The sequence below is a fragment of the Ruegeria sp. BC2 genome (assembly GCF_056539245.1).
The window spans coordinates 970,065-985,270 of record NZ_JBQFUQ010000001.1 but is presented as its reverse complement, the minus strand read 5'-3'; the positions used below and the strand labels follow the sequence as shown (position 1 = coordinate 985,270).

Below are 15,206 nucleotides of genomic sequence, written 5' to 3'. Positions count from 1 at the left end.
CGTCAGGGCAAGCTGGCAACCCTTTGCGTGAACAGGTCCACCACCTGCTGACCAACGACGTCACAGCACACCTGCAATGGTGGGCGAGACGGGTCCGGCCGGGTTGCCCCAACCTCGGGCCCCTCGGTTACTACCTTCAAACCTGTTTTTTGAGTTTCGAACATCGCACGGTGCGAACAGGCGATGACGGCCGTCGAGTCATGAAGACCGCAGCCGTCCAACCCGGCAACATCGCGGTAGAAATTCAGATAGAACTGAGAGATATCGTTCAGAAATCCACCGATTTGAGGCGCACGTCGTGCCAGTTCCTCGAAATCAGCCGCGCGATAGAGCGTTCTCAGGGTCACATCCAGACCCACCAGAACCGTCGGAGCGGGCTGGGCAAACACCTCGTCTGCAGCTTTGACATCGTGATATATATTCGCCTCGGCGTGTTCGGTGATGTTGCCAGGACAGAAGACTGCTCCGCCCATGATGACCAATTGGCCGATGTTCTGAGCGAAATCCGGATCCAGACGCATTGCATCGGCAATGTTGGTCAGCGGCCCAACCGCACACACCGTCAGGTCCTTCTTGTGGCGCCGGGCCATCTCGACCAGGAACTCGGCTGCGCGCAGGTCGTGGTTCGCGCCGATCTCGGGCACATCGACCACATCGCCAAAACCCTCATCCCCATGCACGTGCTTAGAGGGCGTGTGTGCGTCAGCTTCCCATGGAAACGCTGCGCCCTGCGCCACAGGTATGTCCAACCCCAGCTTGTGAGCCAGAAACCGCGCGTTCCGGCTGGACTGTTGGACATGCGTATTGCCAAAGACCGTAGTCAGGCCGATCAGGTCAATTTCCGGAGCGGCGGCGGCGTAGGCGATCGCCATGGCATCGTCGATGCCGGGGTCAGTGTCGATAATCAGTTTCATTTCGCCCCGATAGCGCAATCAACGGCGGATGCAAAGCAGCCACAACCCGAAATCTCCGTGCTTTGCCCCAATTACCTTGCATGGATATCCTGTTCGGTTCATTTCATAGCTGAGTTGAAATTCAGCCCTTCAATCCCCAAATGTATACCATCGTACACAAAAAATGAGGACAGAAATGACCGAAGACCAGATCATCGGACTGCTATCATCGAACATCATCTACCTGCTTGGGGCGGCTTTGGTCGTCGTCATCATCCTCAAGGGTATCAAGATCGTTCCACAATCCGAGAAATACGTGGTCGAACGGTTCGGACGCCTCCACTCTGTGCTGGGCCCCGGGATCAACTTTATCGTTCCTTTTCTGGACGTTGCACGCCACAAGATATCCATCTTGGAACGTCAGCTGCCCAATGCGACGCAGGATGCAATCACCAAGGACAACGTGTTGGTGCAGATCGATACTTCGGTCTTCTACCGTATCCTCGAGCCTGAAAAGACCGTCTACCGCATTCGGGACGTCGACGGCGCCATCGCAACGACCGTCGCTGGTATCGTGCGGGCTGAAATCGGCAAAATGGACCTGGACGAAGTTCAGTCAAATCGCGCGCAACTGATTGAACGCATTCAAGAAAGCGTCGAAACCGCAGTTGACGACTGGGGGATCGAGGTAACCCGCGCCGAAATTCTGGACGTGAACCTGGATCAGGCGACCCGCGACGCCATGCTTCAGCAGTTGAATGCCGAACGCGCACGTCGCGCTCAGGTAACCGAAGCCGAGGGCCAGAAACGCGCGGTCGAACTGCAGGCCGACGCCGAGCTGTATGCGGCGGAACAAGCCGCCAAGGCGCGTCGCGTTCAGGCGGACGCGGAAGCCTATGCAACCGGCGTCGTCGCAAAGGCCATCCAGGACAACGGGATCGAAGCCGCCCAGTATCAGGTTGCGCTGAAACAAGTTGAGGCATTGAATGCGATGGGCAAAAGCGGAGGCAGCCAGACGATCGTCGTGCCCGCAAATGCGCTCGAAGCGTTTGGCGACGCCTTCAAAATGCTCAAGGGAGGCAAATGATGGCAGATCCGTTCTGGCTGACGTGGTGGGTATGGCTGGCAGCCGCACTGGCGCTGGGCATTCTGGAAGTGGCCTTGCCAGGTTTCATCTTCCTTGGCTTCGCAATCGGCGCGGCTATCACCGGCATCCTTCTGGTCATCCCCGGCTTGGCGCCGAACCTGCCCGTCCTGCTTTTGATCTTCGCCACCTTGTCGTTGATCGCATGGCTCGTTCTGCGGCGCATGTTCGCGCTGCCACATGGGCAAGTCAGGACGTTTGACCATGACATCAACGACTGACCGGCGCGGCGCCCTGTAGCGGGGCGCCCTACCCCCTCTGGACGCTGCCTTCAGCTTTCCCTATATAATTGCTCAGGTAACAACCCGAGGCATTCATGACCCACCCCAGCGAACAGCTTGAAGGTACGCCCCTGATTGCGCCTTCGACCGTTGAGCACCCTCTGTACGAATCCGTGGTCGAGGCCTGCAGGACCGTCTATGACCCTGAAATTCCGGTCAATATCTATGATCTTGGACTGATCTACACGATCGACATCAGCAGCGACAACGCAGTCAAAGTCATCATGACCCTGACCGCTCCGGGCTGCCCAGTGGCCGGTGACATGCCAGGCTGGATCGTCGAGGCCATCGAGCCCGTTGCCGGGGTCAAGGAGGTGGATGTCGAACTGACCTGGGAACCACCGTGGGGCATGGAGATGATGTCCGACGAAGCCAGGCTGGAACTTGGCTTTATGTAATCGCCTGCCGCGCTGAGCGCGCGGGAAACGTCACAAACCTGATACCCAGTTGTCACGTATCGGTCGTCGAACCGTTACGTTGATGCGCAACAAGTACAACGCGGGCTTCGCAGTCGGACCCGTCACAGGAACTCGGCAACTCAAATATCGCTCCAGCAGTCAATGGCGACCACGTTGGAGCGTCTACCGCCCCCCTGCCGAGGCTCTGCAATACTGGGCCGTTCTTGCCCGAGAGCGGCCCTATTCTACTCGCTGAGGTGCACTCACTTCACGTTGCACTGTGCTTTGATCTCGGCGGCGCGGTCGTCCAGCTTCTTGACATAGTCACCCGACAGCATCTGCAACCGCTTCTGTTCTGTTCCAGAGATCAATCCAAGCAGCGCCCCGGCCGGCGTGATCGCGACCACACTTTCCGCCTGCTGATCCTCGGCATGTTTCTTTTCCGCCGCAATTGCACGCAGGTCGCCTTCGGCGGTCGAGCAATTCACCGGGTGCCGCTTGTGATCGCCTACTGCGTGAGCGGCACTGCCGGCCACCAGAAGAGCCAAAAACGCAACCTGCCGGCAAAAGCCAAACTTATTTGAAATCCGCAAACTCATCGAAACCCACCTTGTTCTGCTGTCAATTCGATCTCATCGGCAAACCCTGCCCTCTGCCCGTACGGTACGGTCAAAACCGGCGATGAGCAAACTTGTGGCTCTGCGCTCTCTTGAGCCCGGGCCCTCGGGGCCTTAGATTAGGTATAACGCGCGAAAATGGAGACGACGATGTTCGGCATTCCCGGCAAACAGGCCGTGACGATGACGCCCAAAGCTGCAGAGCAGATCCTCCGCCTGATGACGTCGGGTGGCCATGCCGGTCTGCGGATTGGCGTCAAGAAAGGTGGCTGCGCCGGTATGGAATATACCATGGAGTATGTCGATCAGCCGGACCCGCATGACGAAGTGGTCGAACAGGATGGGGCGCGGGTCATGATCGCTCCGATGGCTCAGATGTTTCTGTTCGGAACCGAGATCGACTACGAGGTTTCACTGCTGGAATCCGGGTTCAAGTTCAAAAATCCCAATGTCGTCGATGCCTGCGGCTGCGGCGAGTCGATCAAGTTCGACGAAAACCTGGCCGAACAGCGCTGAGTTTCCTAAAGCCTGCAACTTTTGTTTTTGTGGACAAGTGAACTGCCGCCGGCACGGTCTGGTTGAGGCCACCCAGATCGATCCGTCGCGCGCCTCGCCAGCGCGCGGCCACCCAAGCGCAATTGTCAGACCTTGATCCGGGTGCTAACTGGATAGAAACGCACGAAAGATCACGGAGACCCCGCTATGCGACGCAGACTGGCAGCCGGAAACTGGAAAATGAACGGAACCGGAGCTGCTCTGTCCGAGTTGGACACGCTGAGTGCAACGCACCCTTCTCCGACGGTCGATATTCTGATCTGCCCTCCGGCAACTTTGATCCACCGGGCCGCACAAGCCGTGCAAGGCTCGGGCGTCGCCATCGGCGGACAGGATTGCCACGCCGAGGTTTCGGGCGCCCATACGGGTGATCTGAGCGCCGAGATGCTGAAAGACGCCGGCGCGACCAGCGTAATCGTCGGGCATTCGGAACGGCGCGAAGACCACGGCGAGAAAGACGACGATATCCGCGCCAAGGCCCGGGCGGCCATGAACGCGGGCCTGACCGCAATCATCTGCGTCGGCGAAAGCCTTGAACAGCGCGAAGCGGCCAATACGCTCGACATCATTGGCGGGCAGTTGTCCGGTTCGATCCCGGACCTTGCCACCGGAGAGAACCTCGTCGTGGCTTACGAACCGATCTGGGCCATCGGCACCGGCAAGGTTCCCACTTTGGAAGAAATCGGCGAAGTCCATGATTTCATTCGCGCCAGACTTGAACGGCGATTTGGCGAAGGTGTCGGCCGGTCGGTTCGTTTGCTCTATGGCGGTTCGGTCAAGCCGGACAACGCGGCGGAGATTTTCGGAGTGTCAAACGTGGACGGCGCGCTGGTCGGCGGTGCAAGCCTGAAGGCACGCGATTTCTCGGGCATCATTTCAGCGCTGGGACAGGCCTGACCGGTCCACGCACACTCAGTCCGCGATGTCCTCGGCCCAAAGCTCAGGCTGTTCTGTCACGAACCTGCACATCAGGGCAATGCAGTCCGGGTCTTCGGCCAAAACAACCTCGACCCCATGATCGCGCAGGAAGTCTTCGTTGCCGCCGAAGTTTTCCGTGTCACCGATGACCACGCGTGGGATGCCGAACTGAACGATCGTTCCGGCGCACATCATGCACGGAGACAGGGTGGTATACAGAACGGTATCTCGGTACGTCTTCTGCCGGCCTGCCTTGCGCAGCGCATCCATCTCGCCATGGGCGATCGGATCCCCCTGCTGAACCCTTTGGTTTCGGCCCTGCGAGATGATCGTGCCGTTCCGAGCCAGTACAGATCCGATCGGGCAACCGCCCTCATCGAAACCGGCTTTGGCTTCTTGGTAGGCAACGCGCATCAGGCGCTTGTCATCATCGGTCAGCATGTTTCGGCACTCGTTGGTTGCGGTGATCAGGGTGGTTCCAGCCTGCCCACCGCGGGTGCCTGCGTCAACAACGGGCCGGTCACGCAAGTTTCATTGCGACCATGCCGGACACGATCAGTGTCGCTGCGATGACACGCAGCGGGGTCAGTGCCTCGCCCAAAAACATCACACCAACCAGGAACGCACCGACCGCGCCAATACCCGTCCACAGCACGTAGGCGGTTCCCAGTGGCAAGGAGCGCATGGCCAGGGCCAGCAAACCGAACGAACCAACCATTGCTCCACCCATTACAACGGTCGGCCAGAGCCGCGTGAATCCAGCAGACTGCTTCATGGCAACTGCCCAAACGATTTCCAGCAAACCGGCAAAAAGAAGAAAGATCCAGGACATCGGGGACACCTCTATCAAATTCGGGTCGTCCCGAATGATCACCCATGGTGGGGAGGTCGTCCTCGGTCACTATGTGGGAAGAACCGGTGGTGAGTTCAAGCCCGGCCATTCAGCGTGCCGGCTTGTCAGGTGTCAGCCGGCTGCGCAAATAGTGACCCGAACCGGTTGCCCGGTTCGGATCGATTGCGATGGTCTAGTTCGTAATGATCTCGGGGCCCATGAAGGTGTTGGGCAACACCGTCGACAGCCATGGGATATACGTGATCATGATCAGGAAGACGAACAGAACGGCCAGGAACGGCAGTGCTGCGCGCACGACGGCCATCATCGGCATTCCCGCGACGCCCGACGTAACGAACAGGTTCAGACCGACCGGAGGCGTGATCATCCCGATTTCCATGTTCACCACCATGATGATGCCCAGATGGATCGGGTCGATGCCCAGTTCGATGGCAATCGGAAACACCAGCGGCGCCACGATAACCAGCAGGCCCGAAGGCTCCATGAACTGACCGCCGATCAGAAGGATCACATTGACCACGATCAGGAAAGTGATCGGCCCCAACCCCGCCGACAGCATCGCGCCGGCAATGTGTTGCGGCACCTGCTCATCGGTCAGAACATGCTTGAGGATCAGCGCGTTGGCGATGACGAAAAGCAGGGTGACCGTCAGCTTGCCGGCCTCAAACAGCGTATGTTTGGTGTCGGGGTGGAAAAAGGCCGTGATCAGCGCCAGCGGCTTTTTCGCAAGCGAGAGGTTTTGCTCACCGTCCTGGGTGCTGAGTGGCCCCATGTCCTTGTAGACGAAGCTGGCGATGAAGAAGGCGTATACAGCCGCGACCGCCGCCGCTTCGGTCGGTGTGAAGATACCCCCGTAGATGCCGCCCAGGATGATGACGATCAGGAACAGACCCCAACCGGCTTCGCGTGCGGACGCAAATATCTCGCCCCAGCCTTTCCAATCACCTTTCGGCAGGTTCTTGACCTTGGCCATCACATAGATTGTGACCATCAGCATGAACCCGGCCATGAGTCCCGGAATGACACCGGCAAGGAACATCCTGCCGACCGAGACTTCGACCGCGGCCGCGTAGACAACCATAACGATCGACGGCGGGATCAGGATACCCAGCGTACCGGCGTTACAGATGACGCCAGCTGCGAATTCCTTGGAATAGCCGACCTGACGCATACCGGCGATCACGATCGAACCGATCGCAACAACGGTGGCCGGGGACGATCCTGACAGCGCGGCGAACAGCATACATGCGAACACGCCCGCAATTGCCAGACCGCCAGGCAGGTGACCAACGCAGGCGATCGAGAACCGAATGATCCGGCGCGCCACCCCTCCGGTCGTCATGAAGGACGATGCGAGGATGAAGAACGGGATGGCCAGCAGGGTAAAGTGGCCCTCGAACGCCTCGAACAGGGTCCCGGCAACCGAAGCCAGCGAGCTGTCCGAGTAGATCAGAAGAAACAGGGTCGAGCTCAGCCCTAGGGCAACTGCGATCGGAACGCCGATCAGCAGCAGGCCCACGACCATGGCAAAAAGTAGTACTACATCCATCAGTCGTGTTCTCCCTGAAGAGCCCGGACTTCTTCGATCTCGTCCTCAACCTCGTGGCTTGCGACAATACGGTCGGCCTCACCGCGCAGGATCTGCAGCCCGGCCTGGGCAAAGCGGATCACCAGCAGCAGCATCGACAGCGGCAGGACGAAATACGGCACGACCTTGGGCAGCTTCTCGTAGTACTCGCCATAGTTGATGAGGTCTTCGAGGAACCGTAGCGGCGCGACCATGGGGATGTCGTCCACCTCGTAGAAGCTCTGACTACGAGCGTCGAAATCAAAGCCCGTGGGGAACCAGCGTCCAGAGGTCGGAGGCAGGTCGGCAAAGACCGCCCAGTAGTCGTAGGACCCCTTCAGCAGCAGCAGCGAGAATACGAGGCAGCACCCCACCGCGATCAGTGCCAATACCCTGCGCGGTGCCGGTGGTAGCATATTCAGGATGGCATCCACACCCAGATGCGCGTGCTTTTTGACGGCGTAGGACGCCCCCAGCAATACCAGCCATCCGAACGTGAATACGGTCAGCTCTAGCGCCCAAAGGATGTTGGAGTTGAAGACGAAACGCGCAATCACGTTGGCAAAGGTCACGGCCGTCATCAGGCCAAGAAGCAACGCGATCAGGGTTTCTTCGATTCGGTCGACCAGCCCACCGGGGCCGGTTTTCGCACCAGACATCTTTCTGTCCCCATTTTTGTTGATTTATCGAGGTGGCGGGCGCGATTGGGCCCGCCTGGTATGTGCTCCGGCGGGCTTGCGACCGTCGGAGCACACCTGCGTGTCGGATCAGAACCCGGCGTTGATCGCCTGAGCGGCGTCGATCTTGTCTTGACCAACGTCACCGGAGAACTTGTCCCAAACCGGCTTCATCGCATCAACCCAGGCCTGACGCTGCTCGGGTGTCAGCTCGCGGATCGTTCCGCCCGCGTCGATGATGGCCTGCTTGGCCTTTTCGTTGACCGCAAACGCCTCTTTGTTGCGCTCTTCGGTCACCTCGGCCAGGATCGTCAGGAACTGCTCGCGCACTTCCGGATCCAGGCTGTCCAGCCAGTCGACCGAAGTCACGACCAGATAGTCGATGATGCCGTGGTTGGTTTCGGTGATGCCATCCTGCACTTCGAAGAACTTCTTGCCGTAGATGTTCGACCACGTGTTCTCCTGACCGTCCACAACGCCCTGCTGCAGAGCACCATAGACCTCCGAGAAAGCCATTTTCTGCGGGCTACCGCCGATGGCTTCCATCTGCGCAACCAGCACGTCTGAAGACTGAACGCGGAATTTCAGGCCATTGGCGTCCGAAGGATCGATCAGCGGCTTGTTGGCCGACATCTGCTTCATGCCGTTGTGCCAGAACGCCAGACCCTGCAGGCCGCGGCGCTGCATGCTATCCTTCATTGCCTGGCCATCCGCCGAGGCCTGGAACGCATCAACCGCGTCGATGTTCTTGAACATGAACGGCAGGTCGAACAGACGGAACTGCTTGGTGAACTTCTCGAACTTCGAAAGCGACGGGGCGGCCAGTTGCACGTCGCCCTGCAGCATCGCCTCGAGAACCTTGTCGTCGTTGTACAAGGTCGAGTTCGGATAGACCTCCATGCACATGACGCCGTTCATCTCGTCATTGACGCGCTGCTCGAGCAGCGATGCGGCGATACCCTTGGGGTGTTTGTCGGTGTTCGTCACATGCGCGAACTTGACGACGATCTCGCCATCGTCACAGGCAGCGAAGCCCGCTGTTGCGGTAACGGAAAGCGCAAGCGCGGTGGCGGCTGTTGCCAGGAATTTCATCTGTCTTTTCCTCCCAGACTTCCAAAGAAACTTCCTTTGACATCCATGGGGATGCCGGATGCGCAAGAGTGAAACGAATCGACGGACACCGTTCAACAATTCGAGAACGGCTGGTAGCAGACAGATTTTCTAATTACTTTTCCGTAGTTTAAATAGAACATCCGCAATGAGTATTTTGTTATCGCAGACATTTGTGCGGGAAACCGCACACCCAAATGCGCAAGTGTGCGGGAATCCACACACACATCGAATCACCGGGCGAATCGTTCCGCGTCAGCGCCGATAGTCTTCAGGGCGTATGCCGTAGCGGGCCAATTTGTCGTAGAACGTCTTGCGCGGCAGTTTCAGGGATTTGGCCGCGTCCGACGCCCTTCCGTTGTGACGACCCAAGGCCGCGATCAGCAACGAGCGCTCAACGCGCGCCATCTGCTCGTTCAGCCCAAGGTCGGCCGCTGCGGCGACGTCCTCGGGCATCCCCAGAACAAAACGCATCGCCGCTGACATCAGCGAACGCGCGTTGCCGGGCCAGTCCCGTGCCATCAATGACGCCAAGTGTTCGGAGGAGACATCCGGTGCCGCGATCCCGGCCTGCTCGGCCGCCTGGGCGACGTAGTGGCGAAAGATCACCGGGATGTCCTCGGGGCGTTCGGCCAAAGACGGTACGCGCACCCGCATCACGTCCAACCGATAGAACAAATCTGCGTTGAACCGACCCTCGGCCGCCATCTCGGCCAGATCCGCGGTTGTTCCGGCGATGATGCGGACCCCGGGCCCGTTTTCGATCATCTCCAGGGCCGCATATTGCGTCGCCTCGGGCATGGCCGAGACTTCATCCAGAAACAACGATCCGGCTGCCGCATCCTTGCATATCGCCTGCAAGGCATCCGCCCCCAAACCTGACGCCGGGCGCTTGACGAACGGCCCCTGCGCGCGGGGTGACATCAAATGGATGACTTCGGCGACTTTCGAAATGCCGCTGCCGGGCGGTCCGGTGACCAGAACTTCGGCCTGAGTTGGGGCAACGCTGCGCACCCTGTTCCGCAATGCATCAGCCTGCGGTGACAAACCGAACAACAAGCGGGCCGCAGGATCACCCTTCTCCAGTTCGCGCTTGGCTGCCCGGTGGTCCAATACCTGACTGCGCGCGGCAAATGCACGGCTCAGAACCGCAAGCAGATCGGCGGCGGCGCAGGGCTTCTCAAGAAAGTCGAACGCGCCCTGCCCCATAGCCTGCACCGCCATCGGTATGTCGCCTTCGCCGGTCAGCAGAACGACCGGCAACTCCGAGTCGACCTCGCGGGCATAGGACAGAAGATGAAACCCATCCCGTCCCGGCATCCGAATATCCGAGACAATCACACCTGGGAAATCTTCCCGGATATGGTCTTTGGCAGCCACAAACGATCCAGCGGGAATTACGGAATAGTCCGCAAGTTCCAGAGTCTGGGCCAGCGCCTCGCGCACGGCGGCGTCATCATCGACCAATAGAACCGTTCGGATCATGCCGCGGCTTCCTTCTCAAATGGTTCCAATTCGACGGTGAATTCTGCTCCGTCGGGCATGTTCGCGCCGCGTATCTCTCCTCCGAAACTCTGGACCAGACCGTATGAGATCGAAAGGCCAAGGCCCATTCCCTCGGATGAGCCAACGGTTTTGGTCGTATAGAATGGCTCAAAAACACGATCGGGATCCTGAATGCCCGGGCCGGTATCGCGCACCGCGACCATCAACCGCTCGCCACGGGTCAGCGTGATCGTCAGGCTTCGGGTTTCGCGACCTGTCATCGCGTCGGCGGCATTGGTGATCAGATTGACGAAGACCTGCACCAGCCGCACCTCTCCACCCCAGGCAAAGACAGGTGCATTGGGCGGCTGCCAGATCAGCTTGACCCCGTCCGAACGCAACCGACCGTCAGTCAGTTCGACGGCCGTATTGAGCACCTGAACCAGATCGACCTTGCCCATCGGCTCGCTCTCATTGCGGGCAAAGGCTCGCAAGTTCTTGATAATGCGTGCCATACGGGCAGCCATGTCCGAGATACGCCCCAGGTTTTCGCGGGCCTTTTCAGGCTTGCCCTGCGCCAGAAAGGCCGTGCCATTGTCGGCGTATTGCCGGATCGCCATCAACGGCTGATTCAATTCGTGGCTGATGCCTGCCGACATTTTCCCCAAAGCGCTCAGCTTGCCGGCCTGAACCAGATCGTCCTGCGCGCGTTTCAACGCCGCTTCGGCCTCTTGCCGCTCGGCCACCTCGCGGCGCAGCGCCACGTTGGCGGCCGTCAACGCGCGGGTCCGCTGGGCCACTCGGCTCTCCAGCACCGCATTGGCTTCGGCCAGAGTACGCCTCCGCTCGGTCGCCAAAAACAGCAACGCGCCGAAGGCAAGGCAGATCGCTGCGACCGCGGCAGCCTGCAGTCCGGCCAGACGTCGTGCTGGCGTCACATCCATCAAGACTTCGCCAGTCATTCCGATCACCGGCAGATCGCGGGTCAGGTGCAGGGCGCGATCCGGCAGGTACGGGCTCCAGCCGATCGACCATAGTTCGTGCGGGCCCATGCGAGTAGACGAAAACGCGCCCGGCTTGCCATCAGCAGGCTGCAAGCCGATCTGTCCCGGCGGACGTTGCCAGAACAGCAGTTCGGACCGGTTGGAAATGAAGACCGAGCCAGCACGATCCACGAAGAACACCGCCTCGGTACTGCCGCGCCACGTGCTTTCAACGTCTTCGACATCCGCGATGACCATCAGGGCTCCGGTTACCTGACCATCTTCGGAAAACGCAGGCGCCGCATAGGAATAGATCCGGTTTCCAGTGTCGCGCAAAACCCCGTGCGAACTGCCAAGAGCGCCGTGTAGCGCGCGTTGAAACGCGGGCTGGTCAGCCATGTTACCATTCACCACGTCCCGCGCAGCGGCCAGAACGCGCCCGGTCTTGTCCGCATAAAGCACATCCACAGCCGAGGTCTTGTCCGCGACCTCCAGCAGAAGCGCCTGCGCCGCCCGCCGCCGGTCGCTGGTGTCCAACGCCCGCAGTGCCGGGTGCTCGGCCATCAGCACCGCAAGTTCCTGATAGACCTGCAACTGAGTGCTCAGACGATCCGACGCCAACTCCAGATCGGCCTCGGCTTTCTCGCTAAGCTGAGAGAGCGCCTGCCGGTACCCATAAGACCAGACGGCCGCCGACAACAGCGCGACCGCGAACAGGAAACCAATCGTGACCCAAACCCTTTGCATGAAACAGGGTCTTGCATTCACAGCGCCGCATGGCAAGTCTGCGCCGCATGAAGACCGTGCACCAATCTCCGACCGAGCCCGAATTTGTTCAAAACCCCTACCCTTTCTACCGGGCAGCGCGCGATCACGGTGACCTGGTGTACTGGCGGGACTACGACATGCCCGCGGCGATGTCTCACGCGGCGGTCCAGGCGCTTTTGCGAGATCGGCGTTTCGGACGTGAAGTACCGCCGGAGATGGCCACAAAAGGCCCCGATCACCTTGCACCGTGGCTGACGGTCGAAGCGCATTCGCTGCTCGAAGCCGAACCTCCGCGCCATACCCGCCTTCGCGCTCTGGTTCTGCGCGCCTTTACCTCGCGGGCTATCGGAGCGCTTGCACCGGACATCGAAAGGCTGTGTCACGACCTGATCGACGCGTTCCCCGATGCTCCATTCGACCTTCTGGATGCCTATTGCACGCAGGTTCCGGTGATCACGATCTGCCGCCTGCTGGGTGTGCCCGAGAACATGGCACCGCAGTTGTTGCAGTGGTCCCACGCCATGGTCGCCATGTACCAGGCCAGCCGCACCCGTGAGACCGAAGATCAGGCAGCGCAGGCCTCCGCCGAGTTCTCGGCATTTCTGAACGACTACGTTTCTCACCGCCGATCCGAACCGAAAGACGATCTGATCACCCGTTTGATCACGGCAGAGGAAGACGGCGAGAAACTGTCACGCGACGAATTGATCGCAACTTGCATCCTTTTGTTGAACGCCGGCCATGAGGCGACCGTTCATTCGCTGGGCAACGGCGTCAAAACGCTTTTGGAGTCCGGAACCAGCCCTGATGCCCTGGGCCCGGACACAATCGACATGACGGTCGAGGAGATCCTGCGCTTCGACCCGCCGCTACATATGTTCACGCGCTATGTCTATGAGGACGTCGAGGTTTTTGGCCATCGGTTTGCCCGCGGCGATCAGGTGGCGTTGATGCTCGGGGCCGCCAACCGTGACCCGGACGTCTGGACCGACCCGGACAAATTCGACCCGACCCGCAGCATTCAGGCCAACGCGAGCTTTGGCGGTGGTTTGCATTTCTGCGTCGGCGCTCCGCTGGCCCGGCTGGAAATGCGGATCGCTCTGCCGGTTCTTTTTGACCGCTGTCCGGGCCTGCGACTGGCCGAATCTCCGGAATATGCGAACACCTACCATTTCCACGGGCTGACACGACTAATGGTCCAAGCCTGAACGCCGATCAGGTGTCGGCCAGGGCGTTCAGGGGCAGCATGGTGGTCGACTTGATTTCTTCCATCGACAACAGCGCGGTGACGTTGTGCACGCGCACTTCCGAGATCAGCGCCTGATAAAACGCATCGTAGGCCCGTGCGTTCCTGACCCGAACTTTCAGAATGTAGTCGATGTCGCCAGCCAGACGATGCGCCTCTTGAACTTCGGGACGATCACGCAGGGCCTGCAGGAACTTGCGTTGCCAGTCCGCCTCATGCTCGGAGGTTCGGATCAGAACAAAGAACGTCGCCTCGAAACCCAGCGCCTCTGCGTCCAGCAAAACGGTCTGCTGACCGATGATTCCGGCCCCTTTCATCTTGCGGATCCGATTCCAAACGGGTGTCTTTGAACTGCCCACTTTGGCCGCGATTTCGTCCAGCGATTGACTGGCGTCTCGCTGCAGCTCGGCCAGAATTTTCCGATCCGTGTCGTCTATTCGAACCGACATTCCAATTTTCCTTCCGAATGAAAACCCATGTTCCGCCTGCCGCGCAATTCAGAACGCTTGTCCTTATTTGTTCGGCAATATGGCATCTGGTCGGGAATATTTCCTATATTGAGGGCCAAGTCAAACAACAGCCAGGGCTACCCAATGAAGGCCACGCAGACAAAAGGACAAACGGGACAGGTCGACTTCGTCGGCGCGGGACCCGGTGATCCTGAATTGCTGACTCTCAAGGCCCTGTCCGCATTCCAGCGGGCCGAGGTTGTTTTGCATGATCGCCTGATCAGCCCAGAGGTTTTGCAACTGGCCGGACAGAACGCCCGGCTGGTCGACGTGGGCAAGGCCGGCTTTGGTCCGTCCTGGAAGCAGGATGACATCAACGCATTGCTGGTTGACTACGCGCTCAAGGGACAACGGGTCGTTCGCCTCAAATCCGGTGACGCGACCCTTTTCGGCCGGCTGGACGAAGAGATCGATGCACTGGACGCAGCCGGTATCCCGTGGACGATCGTTCCCGGCATTACGGCTGCCTCGGCGGCGGTGGCCGGAATTGGCCAAAGCTTGACCCGACGCGGCCGAAACTCCTCGGTCCGGTTTCTGACCGGGCACGACATGCAGGGCTTTGCCGATCACGACTGGGCTGCGCTGGCCCGACCGGGGTCTGTTGCAGCCATCTACATGGGCAAGAAATCCGCGCGCTTCATTCAAGGACGCCTGATCATGCACGGCGCCGATCGCGCCACGCCGGTCACGTTGGTCGAAAACGCCTCGCGACCTGATCAGCGCGTTGTCGCCACGACGCTGGATCAACTGTCTGCAGACCTCGCCGCTGCCGGCCTCGACGGTCCTGCACTCACATTCTATGGCCTGGCCCCGCGCGACGCGGCCAAAGCCGTCACCGAATTCAACAAGGAGCTTGCCTGATGGCCCGCGCTTTCACCCCCAAAGTCGTTACCGCAAATGACCTGCTGGAAGGCGACGTGATCTATCTGACCGCCGATGACCGTTGGTCGCGCGATCTGCGCGAGGCCGAGCTGATCACCGACGAAGCGCACGCTCAGCTGCGTCTTCTGGATGCACAGAAGCAAGTCGACAAGATCGTAGGTGCCTATCTCGCCGACGTCGTTGCAGGCGAAAACGGTCCTGAACCCACCCATTTTCGGGAAGACTTCCGCCGGACTGGTCCGTCCAACTATGCCCACGGCAAACAGGAATCTTCCCCGCAGCCCCGGGTCTGACCTCAGGCCCCTCTCTCCCCGTAAAAA

The 15,206-nt window shown here is 59.8% G+C and carries 17 protein-coding genes and 1 pseudogene; 8 read left to right on the top strand and 10 right to left on the bottom strand.

Features of this window, described 5'->3' with window-relative positions:
* Positions 1-2: 2 nt before the first annotated feature.
* The gene (locus tag ACR0CU_RS04805) at positions 3-914 is read right to left on the bottom strand and encodes a nucleoside hydrolase (protein ID WP_170445722.1); all 912 of its coding nucleotides are present in this window, start codon (positions 912-914) and stop codon (positions 3-5) included.
* A gap of 175 nt (positions 915-1,089) precedes the next feature.
* On the opposite strand from ACR0CU_RS04805, the gene ACR0CU_RS04800 reads away from it, so the two are divergent.
* The 3 genes from ACR0CU_RS04800 to ACR0CU_RS04790 all read left to right on the top strand — a co-directional run bounded on the left by ACR0CU_RS04800 (position 1,090) and on the right by ACR0CU_RS04790 (position 2,716).
* The gene (locus ACR0CU_RS04800) at positions 1,090-1,980 is read left to right on the top strand and encodes an SPFH domain-containing protein (RefSeq protein ID WP_170338815.1); all 891 of its coding nucleotides are present in this window, start codon (positions 1,090-1,092) and stop codon (positions 1,978-1,980) included.
* Positions 1,980-2,258, top strand: coding sequence for an NfeD family protein (locus tag ACR0CU_RS04795; protein ID WP_093962948.1), 279 nt, complete (start codon positions 1,980-1,982; stop codon positions 2,256-2,258). The genes ACR0CU_RS04800 and ACR0CU_RS04795 overlap by 1 nt, the downstream gene beginning before the upstream one ends.
* Before the next feature lie 95 nt (positions 2,259-2,353).
* Positions 2,354-2,716 carry an SUF system Fe-S cluster assembly protein gene (locus ACR0CU_RS04790; RefSeq protein ID WP_170339389.1) on the top strand — a complete coding sequence of 121 codons (363 nt, stop codon included), beginning with the start codon at positions 2,354-2,356 and terminating at the stop codon, positions 2,714-2,716.
* Between the two features lie 263 nt (positions 2,717-2,979).
* On the opposite strand, the gene ACR0CU_RS04785 is transcribed toward ACR0CU_RS04790, so the two are convergent.
* Entirely contained in the window at positions 2,980-3,252 is a 273-nt protein-coding gene (locus tag ACR0CU_RS04785; RefSeq protein ID WP_480642562.1) for a hypothetical protein, read from the bottom strand.
* A 231-nt stretch (positions 3,253-3,483) separates the two neighbouring features.
* On the opposite strand from ACR0CU_RS04785, the gene ACR0CU_RS04780 reads away from it, so the two are divergent.
* The gene (locus ACR0CU_RS04780; RefSeq protein ID WP_170338817.1) at positions 3,484-3,849 is read left to right on the top strand and encodes a HesB/IscA family protein; all 366 of its coding nucleotides are present in this window, start codon (positions 3,484-3,486) and stop codon (positions 3,847-3,849) included.
* Between the two features lie 186 nt (positions 3,850-4,035).
* Entirely contained in the window at positions 4,036-4,785 is a 750-nt protein-coding gene (gene tpiA, locus ACR0CU_RS04775) for a triose-phosphate isomerase (RefSeq protein WP_170445716.1), read from the top strand.
* Positions 4,786-4,800: 15 nt separating this feature from the next.
* Here tpiA and ACR0CU_RS04770 read toward each other — a convergent pair whose 3' ends face one another.
* The 7 genes from ACR0CU_RS04770 to ACR0CU_RS04740 form a co-directional block, all read right to left on the bottom strand.
* Positions 4,801-5,247 carry a nucleoside deaminase gene (locus tag ACR0CU_RS04770; protein ID WP_170357950.1) on the bottom strand — a complete coding sequence of 149 codons (447 nt, stop codon included), beginning with the start codon at positions 5,245-5,247 and terminating at the stop codon, positions 4,801-4,803.
* Between the two features lie 79 nt (positions 5,248-5,326).
* Positions 5,327-5,638, bottom strand: coding sequence for a DMT family transporter (locus ACR0CU_RS04765; RefSeq protein WP_170357657.1), 312 nt, complete (start codon positions 5,636-5,638; stop codon positions 5,327-5,329).
* 193 nt (positions 5,639-5,831) lie between these two features.
* Positions 5,832-7,208, bottom strand: coding sequence for a TRAP transporter large permease (locus ACR0CU_RS04760; protein ID WP_170339394.1), 1,377 nt, complete (start codon positions 7,206-7,208; stop codon positions 5,832-5,834).
* Positions 7,208-7,885, bottom strand: coding sequence for a TRAP transporter small permease (locus ACR0CU_RS04755; RefSeq protein WP_170338826.1), 678 nt, complete (start codon positions 7,883-7,885; stop codon positions 7,208-7,210). Before ACR0CU_RS04755 ends, ACR0CU_RS04760 begins: the two co-directional genes overlap by 1 nt.
* Positions 7,886-7,993: 108 nt before the next feature.
* Positions 7,994-8,995, bottom strand: a complete 1,002-nt coding sequence (locus tag ACR0CU_RS04750; protein WP_170338828.1) for a DctP family TRAP transporter solute-binding subunit — start codon at positions 8,993-8,995, stop codon at positions 7,994-7,996.
* A 273-nt stretch (positions 8,996-9,268) separates the two neighbouring features.
* Positions 9,269-10,498 carry a sigma-54-dependent transcriptional regulator gene (locus tag ACR0CU_RS04745; protein WP_480642559.1) on the bottom strand — a complete coding sequence of 410 codons (1,230 nt, stop codon included), beginning with the start codon at positions 10,496-10,498 and terminating at the stop codon, positions 9,269-9,271.
* On the bottom strand, positions 10,495-12,228 hold the full coding sequence (locus ACR0CU_RS04740) for a sensor histidine kinase (protein WP_480642557.1): 1,734 nt from the start codon (positions 12,226-12,228) through the stop codon (positions 10,495-10,497). Before ACR0CU_RS04740 ends, ACR0CU_RS04745 begins: the two co-directional genes overlap by 4 nt.
* Positions 12,229-12,275: 47 nt before the next feature.
* Here ACR0CU_RS04740 and ACR0CU_RS04735 point away from each other — a divergent pair, with 47 nt between their 5' ends.
* Complete coding sequence (locus ACR0CU_RS04735; RefSeq protein ID WP_170446038.1) at positions 12,276-13,457, top strand: cytochrome P450; 1,182 nt, start codon at positions 12,276-12,278, stop codon at positions 13,455-13,457.
* A 7-nt stretch (positions 13,458-13,464) separates the two neighbouring features.
* Here ACR0CU_RS04735 and ACR0CU_RS04730 read toward each other — a convergent pair whose 3' ends face one another.
* Positions 13,465-13,944, bottom strand: coding sequence for an Lrp/AsnC family transcriptional regulator (locus tag ACR0CU_RS04730; protein ID WP_093961931.1), 480 nt, complete (start codon positions 13,942-13,944; stop codon positions 13,465-13,467).
* A gap of 174 nt (positions 13,945-14,118) precedes the next feature.
* Between ACR0CU_RS04730 and cobA the strand changes: the two are divergent.
* Together cobA and ACR0CU_RS04720 are read left to right on the top strand one after the other, a co-directional pair.
* Positions 14,119-14,865 (top strand): annotated as a pseudogene (cobA, locus tag ACR0CU_RS04725) (uroporphyrinogen-III C-methyltransferase); the annotation flags it as partial.
* Positions 14,865-15,179 (top strand): DUF2849 domain-containing protein, encoded by a 315-nt coding sequence (locus ACR0CU_RS04720; protein WP_093961929.1) that lies wholly within the window; start codon positions 14,865-14,867, stop codon positions 15,177-15,179. The pseudogene cobA and the gene ACR0CU_RS04720, both read left to right, overlap by 1 nt.
* Positions 15,180-15,206: the final 27 nt, after the last annotated feature.